This window comes from Streptomyces sp. NPDC045956 (genome assembly GCF_056430705.1).
Genome location: NZ_JBWKKZ010000009.1, coordinates 253671 through 273481, shown reverse-complemented (window position 1 = coordinate 273481; position 19811 = coordinate 253671). Strand labels below are relative to the sequence as shown.

Sequence of the window (19811 nt, the reverse complement as noted above, 5' to 3'; positions counted from 1 at the left end):
GGAACTCGCACCATGAGCAGCAAGACCTACCGCCTCGGCGTCCTCGAGGGCGACGGCATCGGCCCTGAGATCGTCCCCTCCTCCGTCGAGATCGCCACCGCCGCAACCGAAGCCGCCGGCGTCTCCGTCGACTGGGTGACCCTGCCGCTCGGCGCCTCCGCCATCGAGACCCACGGCACCCCCGTCCCCGAGGAGACCAAGGACGCCCTCGCCGCCCTGGACGGCTGGTACCTCGGCCCCCACGACTCGGTCTCCTACCCCGAGCCGCACAAGTCCGCGCTCAACCCCTCGGGCACCCTGCGCAAGCACTTCCAGCTCTTCGCCAACATCCGCCCCGCCAAGAGCTTCCCCGGCGCGCAGGCCGTCTGCGACAACGCCGACCTCGTCATCGTCCGCGAGAACACCGAGGGCTTCTACGCCGACCGCAACACCTTCGCGGGCACCGGCGAGTTCATGCCCACCCCGGACACCGCGATCATGCTGGGCATCATCACCCGCGAGGCCACCGAGCGCGTCGCCCGCGTCGCCTTCGACCTGGCCCGCTCGCGCCGCAAGAAGCTCACCATCGTCCACAAGGCCAACGTCCTCAAGCTCACCACCGGCCTGTTCCGCACGGTGTGCCAGGAAGTGGCGAAGGACTACCCGGACGTCGCCGTGGACGACTTCCACATCGACGCCATGACCGTCCACCTGGTGCGCCGCGCCCAGGACTTCGACGTCATCGTCACCGAGAACATGTTCGGCGACATCCTCTCCGACCTGGCCGGCGAGATCTCCGGCTCGCTCGGTACCGCCCCGTCCATCAACTCCTCCGCCACCACCGCCATGGCCCAGGCGTCCCACGGCTCGGCCCCCGACATCGCCGGGCAGAACATCGCCAACCCGGTCGCCATGATCCTCTCCGGCGCCATGCTCTTCGAGTGGCTCGGCGCCAAGCACGGCGACGACAGGCTCGCCGCCGTCGCGAAGATCATCGAGCAGGGCGTGGCCGACGCGATCGCCGCCGGCACCTCCACCCGCGACCTCGGCGGCTCCGCCTCCACCACCGAGTTCACCGCCGCCGTCATCAAGGCCATCGGCGCTGCCCGGTAGCAGCCCCCCGGTCGTCCGGGGCGGGTTTCACGCCGCCCGCCCCGGGCCCCACAAGCCGCACGCGACGCACAGCCCGAGGAGAGAGCCCGACCATGACCCTGCGCATCGGCTGCATAGCCGACGACTTCACCGGCGGCACCGATGTCGCCGCCGCCTTCCGGCGTGCCGGCCTGCGCACCGCCCTGGTCTTCGGCACCCCGGACGACACCACCACCCTGCCGGCCGACTGCGACGCGGCCGTGGTCGCCCTGAAATCCCGCTCCACGCCCGCCGACGAGGCCGTCGCAGACTCCCTCACCGCCCAGCGCTGGCTGTGGGACAAGGGCGCGGCCCAGGTGTACTTCAAGTACTGCTCCACCTTCGACTCCACCCCGCAGGGCAATATCGGTCCGGTCGCCGACGCGCTCCTCGACGCCGCCGGCGGCGTCGTCACCGTGCACTGCCCGGCCTCCCCGCCCAACGGCCGCACGGTCTACCAGGGCCACCTGTTCGTCCACGACCAGCTGCTGTCCGACTCCCCGCTGCGCCACCACCCGCTCAACCCGATGACGGACTCCGCGCTGGTGCGCCTGCTGTCCGCACAGACCCGCCACCCGGTGGGCCTGGTCGACTGGGCCACGGTGCGGCGCGGGGTCGAGGCCGTCCGCGAGGCGATCACGGCGCACCAACAGGCCGGTGTCCGGCACGTCGTCGCCGACGCCCTCACCGACGAAGACCTCGCCGTGCTCGGTGCCGCCACCCTCGAACTGCCCGTCGTCGCCGGGGCCGCCGGTCTCGCCGAAGGACTCGGGCACGCCTATCCCGCCACCGGACCGTCATCCGTCGAACCGAAGCCGTCCGAGGGACGGGCCGCCGTCCTGGCCGGCAGCTGCTCGGCCCGCACCCTGGAGCAGATCGCCCAGTTCTACGCCGCCGGTCTGCCCTCCCTGCACCTCGACGTGCTCGCCGCCGCCACCGGCCGCGACGTCACCGGCGAGGCCCTGGCCTGGTATGCCGAGCAGGATCCGGCACTGCCGGTGCTCGTCTACGCCTCCGCCTCCCCCGAGGAACTGGCCGCCGTCCAGGCCCAGCTCGGTGTCGCCGAAGCCGCCGCACAGGTCGAGGAACTTCTCGGCACCCTCGCCTCCCATCTCGTCGAACGCGGCGTCCGCCGCATGCTCGTCGCGGGCGGGGAAACCTCCGGCGCCGTCACCACCGCCCTCGGTATCCGCGCCGTCCTCGTCGGCGAGGAAGCCGACCCCGGCGTGCCCTGGACCTACGCCACCACCAACAGCGGCGACCTGGCCCTGATGCTGAAGTCCGGCAACTTCGGCGCTCCCGACCTGTTCACCCGGGCCCTGACGGAGACCAAGTGACCGCCTACGCCGACGAGTCGGCCGCCCGCGCCCTCATCGTCCGTACCGCACGCTCCCTGTTCACCCGCGGACTGACCCACGGCTCCACCGGCAACCTGTCCGTCCGCCTGGCCGACGGCACCCTGCTGCTCACCCCCACCGGTTCCAGCCTCGGCACGGTCGAGGAAAGCGAACTGTCTCGCACGGACCTGCGCGGCAAGCACCTCGACGGACCACGGCCGACCAAGGAGGCATTCCTGCACGCCGCCTTCTACCGGGCACGGCCCGCCGCCAACGCCGTCGTCCATCTGCACTCCACCCACGCCGCCGCTGTCTCCTGCCTCGACGGTGTCGACCCCGCCAACGCGCTGCCCCCGCTCACCGCCTACTACGCCATGCGCGTCGGCACCCTCCCCCTGCTCCCCTATCACGCCCCCGGCGACAGGAGCCTGGAACCGCTCGCCGAACGGACGGCCCGCACCCACCACGCCCTCCTCCTCGCCAACCACGGGCCTGTCATCGCCGGCCCGTCCATGGAACAGGCCGCCGACGCCATCGAGGAACTGGAGGAGACCGCCAAGCTGCACCTCCTCCTGCGCGGACACACCACCCGCCCCCTCACCCCCGAGCAGGCTGCCGTGCTCGCGCCCCCATCCCCCTGACGGCCGGATGAGCCGCGAGCACGGCAGCCACCCAGCGAAGAAGGAACCCATGATGGTCACCCCCGTCCCCACCGCCGACCTCGTCGACCAGTACGGCACCGACCTGCGCGTCTGCGACCTGCAGTTCCGCCAGTTCGGCGCCCACCGGACCTTCGCCGGGCCGGTCCGCACCGTCTCCTGCCACGAGGACAACGGCCTGCTGCGCGACCTGCTGCGCACGCCCGGTGAAGGCGCCGTCCTGGTCGTCGACGGCGGCGGCTCCCTGCGCACCGCCCTGGTCGGCGACCTCATCGCCGGCGCCGCGCAGGACAACGGCTGGGCCGGCCTGGTCCTGCACGGTGCCGTCCGCGACAGCGCCACCCTGGCCGGTCTCCGCCTCGGCATCAAGGCACTGGGCGCCATCCCCCGCAAGAGCGCCAAGGAAGGCGCCGGAGCCGTCGACGTGGCCGTCACCTTCGGCGGCGTCACCTTCCGTCCCGGCGACGTCCTGCACGCCGACGACGACGGCATCGCCCTCCTCCCCGAGGGCACGGTGAACTGACCGGTGCTTCTGAAAACCTTCGGGTGGTCGTTCGCGGTCACCGCGCTCGGCCTGGTGGCCGCGGTCTTCTACGGGGGGTGGGCCGCCTTCGGCGTCGTGGCGATCCTGTCCGTCCTGGAGATCTCGCTGTCCTTCGACAACGCGGTGGTCAACGCCGGGATCCTGAAGAAGATGAATGCCTTCTGGCAGAAGATCTTCCTCACCATCGGCATCCTGATCGCCGTCTTCGGCATGCGCCTGGTCTTCCCGGTCGTCATCGTCGCCATCAGCGCGTCGCTCGGACCGATCGAGGCCGTTGACCTCGCGCTCACCGACAAGGACCGCTACCAGGAGCTGGTGACGGACGCCCATCCGTCGATCGCCGCCTTCGGTGGCATGTTCCTCCTGATGATCTTCCTCGACTTCATCTTCGAGGACCGGGACATCAAGTGGCTGGCCTGGCTGGAGCGGCCGCTGGCCAAGCTCGGCAAGGTCGACATGCTGTCGGTCTGCATCGCCCTGATCGTGCTGCTGGTCTCCGCCATCACCTTCGGCGCCCACGCCCACCAGCACGGCGGCACCCACGCCGACAAGGCCGAGACGGTCCTGCTCTCCGGCATCGCCGGTCTGATCACCTACCTGATCGTCGGCGGTCTCTCCGGCTTCTTCGAGGACAAGCTCGAAGAGGAGGAGGAGCGCGAGCACGAGGCGGAGGAGGCGGCCGAACGGGCCGGCAAGCCCAAGTCGGCCGTCAAGCTGGCCGGCAAGGCCGCGTTCTTCATGTTCCTCTACCTGGAGGTCCTGGACGCGTCGTTCTCCTTCGACGGCGTCATCGGCGCCTTCGCCATCACCAACGACATCGTCCTGATGGCCCTCGGCCTCGGCATCGGCGCCATGTACGTCCGGTCCCTGACCGTCTACCTGGTCCGCCAGGGCACCCTCGACGACTACGTCTACCTGGAGCACGGCGCCCACTACGCCATCGGCGCCCTCGCCGCCGTCCTCCTGGTGACCATCCAGTACGAGATCAACGAGTTCATCACCGGCATGATCGGCGTGGTCCTGATCGGCGCCTCCTTCTGGTCCTCGGTCCGCCGCAACAAGCGGCTCGCCGCGGCCGGTGGCGAGAGCGAAGGAGAAGAGACCGAAGCGGTTCCCACGGCATGAGCCCCATTGGGGTGGCGAGCCCCGGTGGCCGACCTGTGCATGGACGGTGCGGTGGCACGCGCGTCATGACGTCGGCCGTCCCTGCCCCGGGAAGCGCGGACGGCCGCCGGTAGTGCCCGACGAGCGGAATCAACCTGCCCGGCGGATAGCCTCGATCCAGCACCCTTACGACTCAGTCCGACCCCGAACCCACGACGTCGAACGTCACGGAACGGGGAACCATGTCGAGAGGCGTTTGGCGATGGCCGGTACCTCGATGCTGTCCTGCGCGACGTCCTCGACGAACGGGCCGGCCACGGAAACGGGCGGCGGAACGGTACGCGCGCTGACGCTGTTGAACCGCAGGAAGACGCGCATGGCGAGCCAGGCGGTGCGCTTGTTGCCGTCGATCAGCGCGTGGTTGCGGGCGACGGAGTGCAGCAGGGCCGCGGCCTTCTCGTGCAGCGTGGGATACAACTCGGCCCCGAACACGTTCGTCCGGGGTCGCTCGATCGCCGACACGAGGAGGCCCATGTCGCGCACGCTGTGTTCGGTACCGTTGACCGTACGGGCGATGGCCAGGATCTTCGAGTTGCACTTCGCTCACCTGGACAGCTGCGGGCGGTGCGGCCCGGGAACGCCGGCTCCAACACCACGGCCGACACATCGAGACCGCCCGGATCATCCTGGACCAACTACCGAAGACCTACCGGCGCGGACGCCGGACACTCATCCGCACCGACTCCGGAGGCGACATCCATGACGGGCCTTGAGTCAACGCCCTTCGATCACAGACCGGAGGTCGTGGGGGTGCTTGGCGTTCTTGCTGCTGTTGCAGCGGCGATGCGCGGCACGCATGTTGCTGTAGACGTGATGGCCGCCCAGGGCGAGCGGCATGTGGTGGTCTACGGTTGCGGCCTGCGGATCGAAGCGGTCGACGAACCGTGGTATTTCACCGCCGCATAGTTCGCATCGCCAGCCCGCTGCCTCGATGATCTCAAGTGGGTCCACGTCTTCGAAATAAGCGCCGGCAAGGGCTCTATAGGCGGCAGTGGACCGGAAGCTGGCTATGCGCGTGGCCGGTGAGCTGTTGATGAACGCCGGCACCGGCTCGCTCAGGTCTGGACGACATGAGTCACCGCAGTACTCCTCTTCGGAGGACGGATTGAGTTCAGCCGAACAGCCAGCGCACTGGCGGCTGAACCAAGATTCCTGCGCCTTGGCTGCCAGATGCTTGTGGAGCCGTTGCAGAAAGGGAGGTTCACAGTTCTGCTCCGTCCGGCCCATAGACGGGATGCCGCCCGCAGTCGCAACTGCGGGCGCGGCGCAGACTGATGCCGAATTGACTCGGGCGCGGGATCCTGATCGCCACGCCGTCGATGCCTTTGAGGAGTACGCAGGTATCTCCGAAGACGTTGACGAGCTGCTGCAGCACTGTCTGGGCCGTCTCCTCCGACACTGCGGGGGTAAGAACCACCATGCGCTTGCTCTGCACTCTGTGACCAATCCCGTGCAATGCTTCGGCGACCTGGTCGCCGACCAGCTGGAGATAGTCCACTTCACACATCGGCTGGAGCTTTCCACCGGGCAGCGCGCTCGCGGCCTCCACGGTCTCTTCGCGGATGCGCCGCTCCCGGTCGATTGCCTGCCGAGCGGTGTCAGGGGCATCAAGGATGTCAGCAGCCATGCTGGTGGAGAAACGTTCGCTCGGCTCACGCGCAACGGTGACATACACGTCTGTCAGGTGCGCGGCCCTGCTCTGTGTCTTTGTGCGAGCTGTGGAGGCCGCGACCCGCGCGAGCCTGGTGGCTGCCTGCCGCAGAATTCTCTGCTCTTCCCGAGCCAGCTCGTTCGTGTTCACCCTGCATTTCGTCCGTAGCCTGGACAACGCCTCCGCGTCGAGTCCGACGGAGTGTGCTGCCTCAGCTTCCAACTGGTCGAGCAGCGCTTGTTCCTCACTCAAGGACGGCGGTGTCGGCTCGGACTTGGCAGCGGCAACGTGCGTCGGTGCGACCCACAGAGGCATGGCCCACTTCTGCCGTTTCCGGGTACGGTCGATGAAGAAGCCGAGCTCCTCACCCCCTACGGCCTGTGTGGTCTCTTCTTCGGCGATGGTGAGCAGCCCGGAACTCGCTGCCTTTTCCAGACGTGTCACCCGAGCCTTGAGTGTCTTGACTCGCTCCATGCTGAGAGCGATGGGAACTAGCCCTCGCAGTGAGTGGAACGGCAGCTCGTCGAACATGGTCCGACGACCACCTTCGTGAGGTTCTACCGTGCGGCGTCGGGCCACCCTTGACAGCTCGTTGCCAGCGTGCAACAGGAAGGTGAGCGAGACACGGGCGGCTTCCTCGTGAGGGTCCACCTCATGCGTGTGAGGCAATGCTTTGACCAGCTGACTCAGACGATCGGCCTCGTGTAGCAGGTAAGCGAGTACGCCTCCCGGGCCTTGCCGCACGGGAGCTACGCGGAGCTTGAGACGGAAGTCGCTGTCTATGCCCTGAAGGCAACCAGCGAGAACTTCGCGTATCCGACTGTTCGTCGAAACAGCATCTCGATCTACTTCGTCGCGCTCGTCGCTCAGCAGCCGTACGGCTTCAGCAAGCGCGGCAAACAGGGGCCTTGTGGTGCTCTTCATGGTTGACACGGCCCGATACTCCCAGACCAACTAATGCGACGCGTGTGAGGTGGCGGAGTTCGAGGAGCCAGACACGGTCGCAGTCGGCAATCTGCCGGAACCTGTCCCTCCTCCATGATGGGAAGGCTGCCCTTTCGGCTACCGGGTCTCCGTCGAGACCGGGGCGAGGCGGAAGACACACTGGACCGTGTTGAACTCGATCACCTCGGCGACGAAGCGGAACTTGTCGCCAACGGCAACAGTGGCAGGGACCTGCTTGCCGGTCAGGTGCAGATTGCCGGTGTTGACGTCCTCATACTTAAAGTTCGGGCCGTCCGTCGTCTGCGGCCCCTTGTCGCCCGGGCCGAGAAGGAAGTCGTAGCGGGTCCGGTCATCCGCGTGGGCCGCCATGTGCCTGATTGACCCATCGAAGGCGACCGTTTGCCCCGCGTGCTTGGTGGCGAAGTTCACGTTCGCGCCGCCACACGGATCCGCCTTCAACAACGTCGCGAACTCGGGGCTGTTCTGCGCCGTGATCACCTCAGCGGTGGTCGGGGCGTCTGCGGGCGGCGTAGCGGAAGACTTCTCACTGGCGGCCGGCGAACTGGCTGACGCGCCCTTCTCCTCGTCGCCGTCGCCAAGTGCAACGCCTGTGCCGATGATGGCGGCCAAGACCACGAGGGCGGCGGCCCCCGCCCCGATCAGACGCCAAGGCAGTGGCCTCTTAGGCCGACGAAAGTTGAGGGTGGTGCGAAGTCTGCCTGGGAGCGGTTCCACGAGCTCCCATCCGTCCTTCTGCATCTTCGAGATCACCAAACCGTCGGTGCCCCGAATGGTCTGCACGGCCTTGTACTCGTAATTGATCTCATCGGCCATGCGGCTCTCTGCCCCCTGAAGCGAACTGGTCATACCGACTGGGCGCGAGCATAGATGACTCCGCGGGAGACGAACGTCGCCTTCGGCCCCTGCTCTCCCGCTCGGCCGGGTCGCTCGCTGCCGCGCCTGAGCGGCGCGTCTCGGTTGCGGGTGCGGGGCATAGAGACGCCGTCGATGCCTACGCCTATCCGTGGCCGTTCGGCGCTGTCGGCCGCAGGGTGCTCCCCCACGATGAGCCGCCCGACTCGAAGTCGCGATCGTGAGCGTGATCGTGTCCATGTTCCGCTCGCAACCGGCTTCGCCCCTGTCCAAGCAGGACAGGGGCTAAGGAACCGTTTATGCAGCGATCGTGAGCGGGGTTTCCATCCGTTCCCAGGCCCCGAGGACGGCCTTGTGCGCATCCGGCTGCAGGTGGGCGTAGCGCTGGGTGGTCTGGAAGCTCTCATGGCCAAGGAGGTGTTGGACCTCGTAGAGGGAGACCCCTTTCTGGACCAGCCATGAGGCGCAGGTGTGGCGCATGGAGTGGGGCGGGTAGTGCGGGACGAGTTGCTGCTCGCCGTCGTCATCGAAGTAGCGGGCTCCCTCGATGGCTGGCCACCAGGTCTGTCGGCGCCAGTTACCGTCGTCGAGAAGCCGTCCGGACCGACCCTTGGTGACGGTGGTGAACACCACGGCGTCCCGGTCGAGCCGGTATATGTGACGTTCAAGTGCTTCAAGGACATGGGCCGGGAGTGGGACCTCCCGGCGGCTCCTGGAGCTCTTGGGATACTCCTTGATGCCCTGCTTGGTGTTGACCTCGACCACGAAGAGGCGCGAGCGACGCTGGTCGATGCGGTGACGGTGAAGGCCGGAAAGTTCGCCCCATCGCAGTCCTGTATAGACGCCCAGTAGGCACATCGTCTTCCAGGGTGCGGCAAGCTCGTCGAGGATGCTCTGCGCCTGGTCGGTCGTAAACCACTGCGGCGGCTTGACGGCGATCTGAGGCAGGTCGATGCGGCGGCACGGGCTCAACGCGATCACATCGTCATCCACGGCCGCGCGCATGATGGACGAGGTCAGGTTGTACGCCCGCTTGATCGCGGCGGCGCCCACGCCCTTCTCCACCAGGGAGCGGATCCAGCTCTGGACGTCCATGCGAGTAACGGCCCGCATCTCCCAGTCCGCCCAGTGGGGCATGACGTGGTTTTTGATGGTGGAGGCGTCGCCGCGCAGGGTGCGGGGCTCAACGATGCGGGCATCCCACCAGCGATCGTGCCACTCACGGAAGGTGATTTCGCCGGCGCGTGGGTCGCGCATGCCTCCGCGAGCGGACTGTGTCTCCATCTCGGTGCCCCAGGCGCGGGCTTGCGCCTTGAGGGGGAACGACTCGCTGTACCGGCCTCCTGCCCGGTTGCGTACGGTTACTTGCCAGTTGCCGGACTTCAACTTGCGGAGGTACAGGTTCTACTCCTTGCTCGACTACGGGGCTGCCGTGATCGGGATCAGCGGCGTGTCGTCGGCATGACAACGGCGCGACGGCTGAGGAACTCGTCCAAGCTGGCCGCTGGGACCCGCACACGGGAGCGGCCTGGCCCGGTGCGGAGATCGACGACAGGCAGGTCGCCGGCTGCGATGAAGCGATAGACGGTCCGACGGTCGACGTCCAGGGCAGCGGCGACGGTGGGTATGGACAGCAGGCGTGCGGGCATAGCGGGGGCCTCGAAGTACTAGGGGAAGGGCTGGGCATCCGGCGAGACGGCTATCAGAACGTCGGCCGGTGTAAGGGGCGGTCAGTCAACCCTGTCAGGGCAAGCAGAGCTCGAACCTGCTCCTCGGAATACAGCCACTCTTCTTCCATGGCTTCGACCGACATGCTTTTGAACTCCTTGCGGGAACGACGGAACACGCCCGGCAGATCAGCGGGTAGTTCAATGGTCTGGAGAAACGCCGGTTTGGCTAACCGGCGATCGTCGGCTATATTGCGCCCGGCTCGATGCTCTCGCCCCCCTGACGCAAACGCGTGAAAGCGGCGCGTAGTCGCGCTGCTGCGGACTGTTCTAGGTTTGCTTGCTTCGACGCGTCATTCCAGTCAAATGCGCCCTCAATGTGTCTGCCGTCGGCGAATCAGCACAATCAAGCACCGCGTTGGGGTACTGCCAGCTTCACCAGCGCCGGGTAGTGAGGAGCTGTCTGCCGTGGGCGAATGTCACTCCCGGCTCGGCTGGAAACCCTCCCGGGTGTTCTTCGAGCACGCGGAGCCCGCCCTCGCTTTCGGCCGAGCCGGACGGATGTCCGTGCACGACATCACCAGCTATGACTGTCTGCCAGGCCGCCCACGAAGCCCGCTTCGGTTACGAGAACAAGCACTTCCCGTGCTGGACACGGGGCGTCAAGCCGGGCTCGGTGTACTGCGAAGACCCCGGTTCAATTCCGTTAACCGCCTGCCGCGCAGCGCTCCCGACGGGGACTGCGCCTCGACCGGGTCCGCCAGACGATCGTGATCCCCCGGCAAATCCTTCTGCCTGAACAGACCGTCCGAAAGGCCAGAATGTGCGAAACCGAAGCGGCTGCGCTCTACTTGGCCCCCGGAATACTCGGTGTTCCCGGCGACGCGACATCACTGCTCGCGAACTCCTCAACGCCGCAGCAGGTTTCCCCTCTGTGGACGCGTGAGCCGGTCACAGCGATGAGGAAGCGTGCTGCTTGCCTCACCAATGATTGGTCTGTCACGAAGGAAGGACCGTGGCTCGACTGGCGCGACAACACGGTCCGCAGGGAACCACCCCGGTCAGATGAGACCTAGAGAGCCTCGTCCTGGTCGATGAGGCGGAGCAGGGAGGTGGTGGATGTGAGGTCGGCCAGAACGTGTTGTGCGCCTGCAGCGCGTAGTTGCTGTTCGGTGGTGGTGCCCGAGGCGACCGCGATCACCCTGGCGCCTCCTTCCAAGCCGGTTCGCACGTCTTCCAGCGAGTCACCTACGATCACGGTGTTGTCCCGGTTAAACGAGTAGCCATGCTTCGCGGTAGCCCGCTCTTGTGCGATGCGTACGAGAGCCGGGCGGTGAGGGTCGTCGGACGCGTAGCCGCCGATGGTGGTGTCGAGGTGGTCGATGAGGCCAAGCGCGGACAGCTTGGTCTCGGCGCTGCCCCGTAGGTTTCCGGTGACGACAGTTGGGATCAGGTGCTCCGCCTGCTGGACCGCGGCGAGCGCGTCCATGGCGCCCGGCATGATGACCCCGTCGGTGAACAGCAGCTCCCGGTGGCCAGCGAGGCGTTCGGGGAGTTCGTCGACGATGCGGGCTGCGAACGTCTCCACGTCCTGTTCGGGTACCTGGTTGACGCGTAGAAGTTCACGGACGGCCAGGGGCATGGTGACTCCGGTCCCCCGGGCCGGCAGGGCTATCGGGGAACGGCCGACGACGCTGGTGAAGGTCTCCTTGTAGACACGTCGGTCGATGTCACCGGTGTAGACGAGAGTGCGGTCGATGTCCCACAGGACCAGGATCGTGCGCTTCATGCGGCGCGTTCCTCCATGACGGCCTGACCACGCTCCAAAAGCTCCCGGGCGGGAGTCGCCGAGGAGTAGCGGCGGGCCTCGGCGAGCATCGTGTCTAGGTTGTCGTCCAAGCGTGCGGAGCGGACTCCGGAGACGAGAGCGAGGACTTCGTGTCCGGTGGCAGATCCGGCGTCGACGTCGCCGGCGCGCATCTGGGCGGTGGCGGCGCGGGAGAGGAACTGGGCGCGGGTGCGGATCTCGTCCGGGCTGAAGACGTTGCGGGCGTCGGCGAACGCCTGGGCGGCCTGGTTGGGGCGGCCGAGGTCGAGCAAGCAGCTGCCGGTCTGACCCATGATCTCGCCGGGGTTGATCCAGTAGAGCCAGTGTGGGTCGTCCTCTCCGCGTCCGCGGGCGCACAGTGCCTGTGCTTCTTCCAGGGCAGTGCGAGCCTGGCGGTCTTCGCGTAGACGGGCGTGCCCGCGGGCCTGACGGGTGAGGAGCATCGCGTTCAGGGCGGGCGCATCTTGGTCGGCAATCACCTGGCGGGCGGTGCGCGCGGCGGTGACTGCGTCGCGGGGGTCGCCGGCGGAGTAGCCGTGGATGGCGATGAAGGACAGCGCCCCGGCCCGGAGCCTGCTGTCGCCGCTGGCATGAGCGGCGCGGAGGGCTCCGACGAGGAAGTTGTGGGCGACGGTGTGGGCGCCGCTGTCGAAGTGGTACCAGCCGGTCTGGATGGCGGTGTCCGCGGTCACCGCTGCGAGGCGCTTCCCGGTCGCCTCGTTGAAGTCCCCTTCTTTCAGGAACCGGAGGAGGACCTTGAGGTGCGCTGTGGCTGCTCGGGCGAGATTACCGCTGCCATGACTGGCGTCGGCTTGGCGCAGAGCGTCGGTAGTGGATTGCAGGCTGGTGAGGAGCTGCTCGGAGACGCTGATTCCGTTCCGGGCGGTGGAGGCGACGGCCTCGGGAGGGGCGACGGCTGCTTGCAGGATGTACTGCGTGAGGCCGGCCCCGCCCAGGGCGATCACGCTGCGACGGTTCAATCCGGTCATGGCTCCTCCGACTGCTGCTTCCAGTGACGTCACCATACGAGCCGCCGTCCATGGCAGAGCCGGGTCGATGTCCTCGACAAGTCGCTGCGATTCGGCCTGCGCGAAAGGGGCAAGGAGGAGCGGGCGAAGGTCGGCGGGAAGCCCCAGTCCGGTCAGGAGGTCGATGATCGTCTCGCGGCCGTTGACCTGTTTGAGGCCGCGCTCCAGGTCCGAGATGAAGCCCTGAGTGAGTCCGGTCAGCTCCCGTACGACCTTCTGCGAAAGCCCGGAGCGGCGGCGGACCAGACGCACAACCGTCCCGAAATCCCAGGCAGCAAGGGCCCTGTGCACTTCCTCGTCGCGCCAGGCCCGGTCCGGGATCGTCGGTGTCGCATCGGTCCGGGCGCAGGTGGAACAGCGTGTCTCCGGGTTGTACCGGCTGATCGGCAGTCCGCACCGCACGCACGTGCGCCCTGGTCCCCCTGACATGGTCACCTCGGCTCTCCTTCTCGCGATCCAGCTCGCCCCAGCCGTGAGAACCAGGCTAGGTGGAGATCGATATCGCTGCAGCGATATCGCCACAGCGATGCCCTTGAAGCCGACGCGGCTTCAAACTCATGACACTGCACCGGCCACTCAGCGTCCAACTGCGCTGGTGGCAAGTCGTTTTCAACCGCCGGCCCGGAGAGGAGACGCCCGATGGGAACAGGACACCTGGCTGTGTACCCGTCACATGGCACCTACCCTCGGCTATGCCGCGATCTCCGTGCGGAGCTGGGCCAGGGCACAAGTGGCGGCGTCATGGATATCGGGGAGCCTGCCAACGGTGGTGCGCTGGACGCGCTGGAGCTGGTGCGGAAGACGCTGGGCCTGTGCTTCCCGTACAGCCGCGGCGAGAAGCTGGGTAGCACCATGACTGTCGCCGGCGAGAAGGCGGACGCGGCCCGTGGTGATGAGTTCGATGACACGCCACTGGGGTGCGACCGCGATGGTTGGGGCGGGCGGAGCCGCCTCAGCATGCCGTATCGCATCGCGGGTGCGGCCGGTGGAGATAAGGCCCCGAAGATGGATCTCGTAGAGAGCACTGGGGTTGACGAGGCTGGTGTGCTCGACCGTGTCAAGGAGCTGGTGGGCCTCACGGACGGCTTGGTCGAACAGCACCGCATTGCCGAGGGCACCGGCAGCACGGGCCAAAAGCGGCAGCACCGCGGCTCGCTGCTCGGTGCCGGGTGCGGTGACCGCAGCCTGGTTGAGCCGGTCGACGGCCGCGCCGAGCAGGCCGGCCTTGCGCAGCTCGTTGCCGTGCATGCGCAGAGCGGTGGTAGTCAAAGCCCGGTCATTGAAGGCGCGCACCACGTCCAGGCTCTTGGCGGTCCAGAGCGCGGCGGTGGCCAGCCGTTCCTCGGGCAGCGCGTTTCCCAGAGCCGTCCCGAGACTCAGCCGGGCGTGCGCAAGGAGCCGAAGGACACCTCGTTCGGTGCTCCCGTCCCGGGCGCGGGCTTCCAAGCGAGCTACAAGCGGCCACAGTTCGGCGACGGCCTAGACCGCTCGCCCGCACTGGCGGGCGACTTCGGCGAGCCGCACGGTGGAGGTGCCGAACTGGATCATCGCCCGGTGGTCGGTGTCGGCCGGATCGGTGACGCCCAGGACATGCGCGGGCAAAGCGAGTCGCTCGGCGACGTGACGCAAGCTCCCGACATCGCTCAGATGCCGTTTGCCCAGTTCCAGGGCCGAGATGTAGGTCTTGTCATAGCCCAGGAGCTCACCGGTCTCCAACTGGCTGGTGCCGTGGACGTGCCGGTAGTACTTCAGGATCGAAGCAAGGTCGCGCGTAGCGAGGACGGCCTGAGCCTCCGGCGTCGCCCAGCGCCAGGAGACCAGCCGCGCCGACCGGCGCGTGGCCGGCCCGGAAACAGAAGTGAAGGCGTCCATGCCGGGTCACCTTCCGGGGTGGTCGTACCAGGCCGCGATCGACTGCTTGTAGCCCTCGGGCATGGTCAGGCCATCGACCTCGTGCCGGTCGAAGAGCCCGATCTCCTTGTGCTCGTGGCTCAGGACCGGCACACGGTCTGGAGACAGGACCGTGCAGCCGTAGGTGACGATCAGGACCCGACGGTCGGGGATCGGCTCGTAAATCCAGGTCCCGCCGCCGAGCAGAGGCCCGGCCTTCACCATCCAGCCGCTCTCCTCCGCCACCTCGCGCTCCAGCGCCGCACCGGGACTCACGTCGGCCGGCGCCGACCCATTACCTGCGGGACCGATCTCCAGTCGGCCGCCCGGCAGTTCCCACTCGCCGCGCTCGTTGTGCAGCAGCAACACGCGTTCGCGGGCATCGAGAGCAACACCCTTGACGGACACCGGCCACAACGACGGCTTGTACATGGGCTGTCCCTGAGTCGTGAGGGCGGGCATGTCCTCCGGAACGTAGCACCCGTCCGCAAGACGAAGTCGGGCTTGCCGCCTTTGTCCGGGTCGACAGTTTGTCGCTTTACGCCGCCCGCTATTCGTCCGGACGCTGGACGTCCAGCCCGATTTCAGAGGAGCACGTCGATGACGACCCGTTCGCTCACCCTGTTCGAGGCACACGTCACGCCCCTCGTCGGCGGTTTCGGCCGAACCTCCGCCGTGATGGAACTCCTGCGGGCGCGGGGTGTCGCCACCGTCGAGGGACTGGACACCCGGGCCAAGGTTCTCGCCTTCGCCCAGCGGGTGATGACGCTGGTACCGCACCCCGACAGCGACCCGGATGCGCTGACCACTATCCGTGACAGAGGCGCCGCCTCCCGACGCCCCGGGCTGGCGGGGCTGGGCACCGGGGAACTCCTCGCGCATACCGAGCGCTCCAGTCTTCCCCGTCCGCCCCGTCTGATGCTCCTGGTCTGCCAGCAGCCCGCCGCGTCCGGTGGAGACGTGCTCCTGACCGACGGCCGCGCCCTGCACGCCCTCCTCATGGAACGCGCGCCCCGGGCTTTGGAAGTGATGGCCGCGCCCGGTACCGCCTTCTACGGCGACGGCGGCGGACACCCCTCTCGGATCTTCACCCGCCACCGAGGCGAGCGGGTCTCCATCCGCTTGCGCCAGGACGCCCTCGCCGCGTTCAGCCCTCTCCTCACCCCCCACCTGCCCCACCTCCGCACGGCGATCGAAGCGCTCCAGCAGCGCGTCACTCTCGACGCCGGCCAGGGCTATCTGATCGACAACAGCCGCTGGCTCCACGCCCGCACCGGCTTCTCCGACGACCGTGTGTGTCTGCAGGCCCTGGGCGACCCCCGCACCCCGATACCCCCAGGCTTCCCGTCTCAGATCCACTGGCCCGCGCCGTGACTAACGGGCCCGTCGGCGCCTAACGGCCGAACGCTGCCGTGGAGCGACCCGCACGACACGGTCTCGCCGCAGGTGCAGTCCCCGGCCGCCCCCGCTCAGTCCAAAACCGCCCGGAGGAGCGCGACGTGACTTTCGACGTCGACCAGCTCACCCGGTGCCGGTCGAGAAACGCCTTCACGCACAGATGGTGACCGGATTTGTGCCTTGTCGGGACCGCTTAGGGGAGCTGATGAACGTGCATTTCTCCGACGCCGCTCCTCAGCGGCCGGACGAAGTTCTTGACGTGGCGGTTCACAACCTCGTGGGTCCCCATCCCAGTGCCCCCGTCGAAACCGTGCCGATCGCGGATCGGAGGCGTGCCTTCGAGATTGTGGCGGTGTACCCGGCGGAGGTGGCAGCAGTCTCGCGGGGCCGGCGCGAACTTCACGAATTGATGCTGGTAACGGGACTGGCGGCCATCGCGGACGCAGTTGCTCTGGGAGCCCATGAGCTGATGGCGAATGCAGTGACCCACGGGTGCCGTCACCAGGCGGTGAAGGCATTCACGCTGAAGGTCACCCACTCCAGCGGACGTCTCCGGACCGAAGTGCAGGACCCCTCCGGCAGACAGCCTTTCCAGAGCCTACCGAGCGACGAATGTGAGGGAGGCCGGGGCCTGCTCCTGGTCGACGCGTTGGCCGCGAACTGGGGAGTCCGACCTGGCCCGGGCGGGGGCAAGACGGTCTGGATGGAGCTGGACGTCCCCGGTGAAGGGACTACGTCGTGAACCTCCTCAGCCGCGGCGCTCGCACAGCCGCCTGGTCCGTTCTGCCGGTACCGGCCGGAGGCTTTGACCGAATTCCCGTTCGGGGAGCGGAGTATCAGCGAGGACGGCCGACTACTTGGTGCGCCCCTCTCATCTCTGCGAGCGGGGCCCTCATGAGCGCTGCCGCGAGCGACAGATCACTACGGCAGGTCGGCTTACGGACGCTCCGAGACATCCAGCCAGTACGTGGCAAGCATTTCGGCCGGCCAGGCTGGCTGATGAACCGGTCCTCGGGGCCCCATCTGGGTGAAGTACGGCGCTATGTCGAGGACGGGAGTGCCGTCCACAGCGTCCAGGTCGGTGACGACGAGGTCCCGGCCGTCTGTCTTGAGCAGTCGCGGATAGCTGATTGCCAGTTGGTTGGGGCGTCGGTGGTTGCGGTGGACGAAGGTTCCGGTTGCCGGCCAGATCGGGTTTCCCCTTGGGCTGCGGGCGTGGAGCTGCACGTCTTCGGGCCGCGCCAGGTGGAAGTGCCAGGTCACTGTGAGGTGGGAGAACTCCTCGATGCCCTGCAGCGTTTCGAGCGGGAAGGCGTCGTCCAGCCGGATGATCGATTCCACCCCGCCCTGGTAGTCGTCTTGGACGCGGGTGTGGCCCCCAATGACCGTTGCGATCGGTTCGACCTCGTACGTCGCCATCGGCGCTCGTTCCTCTCCCATGAAGTCGCGTGTGCAGCAACCGCCGGCCGCACCTGCGAACCTGCCCTGTGGTCAGCCTATGGCGCGCAGCATTTCCCGTGCCCGGCGATCCAATTCAACAACGTGGCGGCCTCCGCGTTGCCTCACGGGCGACAGGTCGCTCTGCATGCGGACGATGACGTCGCGGGCGCGGCCGGACTGGACGCCGACCATGGCATCGAGGGCTTGTCCCCAGGTGCCGCATGCCTCGTCGAGACGTCCTTGCTGGACCTGGACGGCGCCCAGGTAGCCGAGTGTCACGCTGTGGGTGCGGGCGTACTGCTGCCGGCGGCGGGTGCGGACGCTGCGCTGGAAATGGATCTCCGCCTCGACGGGGTTGCCCAGGTCGCGCAGGGCGCAGGCAGTTTCGTGGGCGAGAGAGGCTTCCTGGAAGAAGCCGACGCGGTCGGGGGCGTCCTCGTTGTCGGCGCGGGCGAGGTCCCGCTCTGCTCGGCTGATGGCCGCGAGGGTGCCGGGCCTGTCGCCGTCGGCGGCCAGGGCGCGGGCGTGGACGATGGAGAGCAGGGCCTTCTCGCGCGAGCTGGCCTGGCCGTAGTGAGTGCGGGCCATGGAGGCATCGGCCAGGTCGAGGGCCCTGCGTGGGTGTCCGAGGTCGACTGCCTGGTGGGCGAGGGCGCGCAGGATGTGGCCGCCCAGTGGTCCGTCTCCGGCTTCGGCCGCTATGCGGGCGGCGAGGGTGAGGTAGCGCTGGGCGGTGCGGTGCTCCGAGGCGTCGAACGCCATCCAGCCGGCGATGTAGGTCATCTCTGCCACGGCCGAGTACGTGTCCCGTCGGTGCCGTTCCGTTCGAAACCTGCTGCCCAGCAGGGGCGCCGCTTCGTCGCGAAGGTGGCCGGCCAGGGCAGAACGCCCAGAGGTTCCACCACGCTGCTGGTCCCGTGCGGAGTAGAAGGCTGTCAGGTTGCGGACGTCTTCGATGTCGGCCTGCGTGACCAGCCGTGGGGAGACTGCTGGGCGCGATGCTGCAGCGGCTGGGGCGGTTGTCCACCACGAGCTGACGGGCAGGGTGAGGCCGGCGGCCGAGTACGCGGCGGTCGCCAGCAGCTTGCGTCGGTGCATGTCCAGGTCGTCGCTTCCCAGCTCGGCCAGCACGGTCAGAGGGTCGACGCTCCAGTCGGAACTGCTGTCGGGCGAGCCTGTCGGTCCGTCTTCCAGCCCGAGGTCAGCGAGGGTGAGGGGGCGACTGAGCCTGCGGGACAGCGTCTCACGCAGGATATGAGGCGCTCGTCCGCTGGGCTTGGTGCCCTGGACCCACATGGCGATGTGCGAGCGGGAGATGGCCTCCAATTCGCGAGCACCGCTCTCCGCGGCGACACGAGCGACCGCGGCGGCTGTTTGGGGCTGGGACCAGCCCGCTTCGCGCAGGAGTGCGGCGAGGGCGACGTTTCGCTCACGGGCCATGGGCTGCCCCTCGGGTCCGAAATGATCTTTGACGTCTTTGACGGCCTTGCGGGCCGCACAGGCATACCCCCCAGCGGGGATTCGCGGTTCGCTCAACGTAGCGGCCGGATCACTCACCATGCACGCCGACCGACTGTGGTGCACGGCGTCTCTCACTCAACTTGGCTTGATCCACTTAGGAGTTGTGTCATGCGTCTCTCGCTGGCCCCTCGCCGGGCGTTCTGCCAGCGCAGTGGTCAGGACCGGTGCCTCGGTGATCCGGGTGCCGGGCGTGACCAAGCGGTGTCCGCGACGGAGACGGTGACGCTCGTGCTGGGCGAGGACTCCCCGGTGCCCGAGACCGCCGCCGATGTGGAGGACCTCGTCCTGCGGCTGCGAGGGCACGTCAACCAGCTCGGAACCCTGATGCCTTCGCAGGAGCCAGCCTTGCTCCGTGCGCAGCAACTCTGCTCGGTCGGGCTCCCGGAGGGCTATCTGCCCAGCCGGGTGCACCTCGTCAGACTCGCCGAGGCAACGCAGGAACTCATCGCGAAGGTCCGGCTGGAGGACGTCGGAGCGAGTCGACCGGCACGGAGGCTGGCTCGATGGAAGCCGCAGACCAACGTGCTGCGCGGTGCGGTCTTCGCCGTCGCCCTCACCTGCCTGGTGTGGGCCGCTTCGGTGCCCCGGACATGACCCTCACCGGAGCGCTCCTCATCGGACTGATCCTCGTCGCGATGGCGTGGCTGGTGTGCCGAGGCACTCGTGCGACTGGCCTCGATCCCGCAGACAGGGCCTCTACACCACCTCCGAGCGAGCCTGCGTCCCCGCGGTGACCGCTGACTCCTTGACTCCCGG

21 protein-coding genes and 1 pseudogene are annotated in these 19811 nt (G+C 67.8%); 9 read left to right on the top strand and 13 right to left on the bottom strand.

Features of this window, described 5'->3' with window-relative positions; genetic code table 11:
• The first annotated feature begins 12 nt into the window (after positions 1-12).
• From AC07FV_RS24665 to AC07FV_RS24645, 5 genes are all read left to right on the top strand, one after another.
• Complete coding sequence (locus AC07FV_RS24665; protein WP_478691773.1) at positions 13-1092, top strand: isocitrate/isopropylmalate dehydrogenase family protein; 1080 nt, start codon at positions 13-15, stop codon at positions 1090-1092.
• A gap of 92 nt (positions 1093-1184) precedes the next feature.
• Entirely contained in the window at positions 1185-2447 is a 1263-nt protein-coding gene (otnK, locus tag AC07FV_RS24660; protein ID WP_469643469.1) for a 3-oxo-tetronate kinase, read from the top strand.
• Complete coding sequence (gene otnC / locus AC07FV_RS24655; RefSeq protein ID WP_469643472.1) at positions 2444-3088, top strand: 3-oxo-tetronate 4-phosphate decarboxylase; 645 nt, start codon at positions 2444-2446, stop codon at positions 3086-3088. Before otnK ends, otnC begins: the two co-directional genes overlap by 4 nt.
• Positions 3089-3137: 49 nt before the next feature.
• Positions 3138-3629 carry a ribonuclease E activity regulator RraA gene (gene rraA / locus AC07FV_RS24650; RefSeq protein WP_469643474.1) on the top strand — a complete coding sequence of 164 codons (492 nt, stop codon included), beginning with the start codon at positions 3138-3140 and terminating at the stop codon, positions 3627-3629.
• 3 nt (positions 3630-3632) lie between these two features.
• Positions 3633-4775 carry a DUF475 domain-containing protein gene (locus tag AC07FV_RS24645; protein WP_479089421.1) on the top strand — a complete coding sequence of 381 codons (1143 nt, stop codon included), beginning with the start codon at positions 3633-3635 and terminating at the stop codon, positions 4773-4775.
• 204 nt (positions 4776-4979) lie between these two features.
• Here AC07FV_RS24645 and AC07FV_RS24640 read toward each other — a convergent pair whose 3' ends face one another.
• Positions 4980-5288: a type II toxin-antitoxin system death-on-curing family toxin gene (locus tag AC07FV_RS24640; RefSeq protein WP_469643988.1), complete on the bottom strand. Its 309-nt coding sequence runs from the start codon at positions 5286-5288 to the stop codon at positions 4980-4982.
• 90 nt (positions 5289-5378) lie between these two features.
• Here AC07FV_RS24640 and AC07FV_RS24635 point away from each other — a divergent pair.
• Positions 5379-5518: pseudogene (locus tag AC07FV_RS24635) on the top strand (IS1380 family transposase); the annotation flags it as partial.
• A 10-nt stretch (positions 5519-5528) separates the two neighbouring features.
• Here AC07FV_RS24635 and AC07FV_RS24630 read toward each other — a convergent pair.
• The 10 genes from AC07FV_RS24630 to AC07FV_RS24585 form a co-directional block, all read right to left on the bottom strand.
• Positions 5529-6041, bottom strand: a complete 513-nt coding sequence (locus tag AC07FV_RS24630) for an HNH endonuclease (protein WP_479089420.1) — start codon at positions 6039-6041, stop codon at positions 5529-5531.
• Positions 6016-6996, bottom strand: a complete 981-nt coding sequence (locus tag AC07FV_RS24625; protein WP_479089419.1) for a hypothetical protein — start codon at positions 6994-6996, stop codon at positions 6016-6018. The genes AC07FV_RS24630 and AC07FV_RS24625 overlap by 26 nt, the downstream gene beginning before the upstream one ends.
• A 531-nt stretch (positions 6997-7527) precedes the next feature.
• A complete protein-coding gene (locus AC07FV_RS24620; RefSeq protein WP_479089418.1) occupies positions 7528-8244 on the bottom strand; it encodes a DUF4839 domain-containing protein in 717 nt (238 codons plus the stop codon).
• 336 nt (positions 8245-8580) lie between these two features.
• Positions 8581-9540 carry a tyrosine-type recombinase/integrase gene (locus AC07FV_RS24615; protein WP_479089417.1) on the bottom strand — a complete coding sequence of 320 codons (960 nt, stop codon included), beginning with the start codon at positions 9538-9540 and terminating at the stop codon, positions 8581-8583.
• A gap of 185 nt (positions 9541-9725) precedes the next feature.
• Complete coding sequence (locus tag AC07FV_RS24610; protein WP_079080635.1) at positions 9726-9932, bottom strand: helix-turn-helix domain-containing protein; 207 nt, start codon at positions 9930-9932, stop codon at positions 9726-9728.
• 1090 nt (positions 9933-11022) lie between these two features.
• On the bottom strand, positions 11023-11739 hold the full coding sequence (locus AC07FV_RS24605) for an HAD family hydrolase (protein WP_479089416.1): 717 nt from the start codon (positions 11737-11739) through the stop codon (positions 11023-11025).
• Positions 11736-13235 (bottom strand): helix-turn-helix domain-containing protein, encoded by a 1500-nt coding sequence (locus AC07FV_RS24600; RefSeq protein WP_479089493.1) that lies wholly within the window; start codon positions 13233-13235, stop codon positions 11736-11738. Before AC07FV_RS24600 ends, AC07FV_RS24605 begins: the two co-directional genes overlap by 4 nt.
• Positions 13236-13496: 261 nt before the next feature.
• The gene (locus AC07FV_RS24595; protein WP_479089415.1) at positions 13497-14252 is read right to left on the bottom strand and encodes a hypothetical protein; all 756 of its coding nucleotides are present in this window, start codon (positions 14250-14252) and stop codon (positions 13497-13499) included.
• A gap of 33 nt (positions 14253-14285) precedes the next feature.
• Positions 14286-14678: a helix-turn-helix domain-containing protein gene (locus AC07FV_RS24590; protein ID WP_479089414.1), complete on the bottom strand. Its 393-nt coding sequence runs from the start codon at positions 14676-14678 to the stop codon at positions 14286-14288.
• Between the two features lie 6 nt (positions 14679-14684).
• Entirely contained in the window at positions 14685-15128 is a 444-nt protein-coding gene (locus AC07FV_RS24585) for an NUDIX hydrolase (RefSeq protein WP_109296535.1), read from the bottom strand.
• A 168-nt stretch (positions 15129-15296) separates the two neighbouring features.
• Between AC07FV_RS24585 and AC07FV_RS24580 the strand changes: the two genes are divergently transcribed.
• Complete coding sequence (locus AC07FV_RS24580; protein WP_479089413.1) at positions 15297-16070, top strand: TauD/TfdA family dioxygenase; 774 nt, start codon at positions 15297-15299, stop codon at positions 16068-16070.
• 229 nt (positions 16071-16299) lie between these two features.
• The gene (locus AC07FV_RS24575; RefSeq protein WP_479089412.1) at positions 16300-16836 is read left to right on the top strand and encodes an ATP-binding protein; all 537 of its coding nucleotides are present in this window, start codon (positions 16300-16302) and stop codon (positions 16834-16836) included.
• Positions 16837-17030: 194 nt separating this feature from the next.
• On the opposite strand, the gene AC07FV_RS24570 is transcribed toward AC07FV_RS24575, so the two are convergent.
• Both AC07FV_RS24570 and AC07FV_RS24565 read right to left on the bottom strand, forming a co-directional pair.
• Positions 17031-17513 carry an SAM-dependent methyltransferase gene (locus AC07FV_RS24570; protein ID WP_109296532.1) on the bottom strand — a complete coding sequence of 161 codons (483 nt, stop codon included), beginning with the start codon at positions 17511-17513 and terminating at the stop codon, positions 17031-17033.
• A gap of 72 nt (positions 17514-17585) precedes the next feature.
• Entirely contained in the window at positions 17586-18974 is a 1389-nt protein-coding gene (locus tag AC07FV_RS24565; RefSeq protein ID WP_479089411.1) for a Tat pathway signal protein, read from the bottom strand.
• A 189-nt stretch (positions 18975-19163) separates the two neighbouring features.
• Between AC07FV_RS24565 and AC07FV_RS24560 the strand changes: the two genes are divergently transcribed.
• Positions 19164-19649 (top strand): DUF6415 family natural product biosynthesis protein, encoded by a 486-nt coding sequence (locus AC07FV_RS24560; protein ID WP_479089410.1) that lies wholly within the window; start codon positions 19164-19166, stop codon positions 19647-19649.
• The last annotated feature ends 162 nt before the right edge of the window (positions 19650-19811 follow it).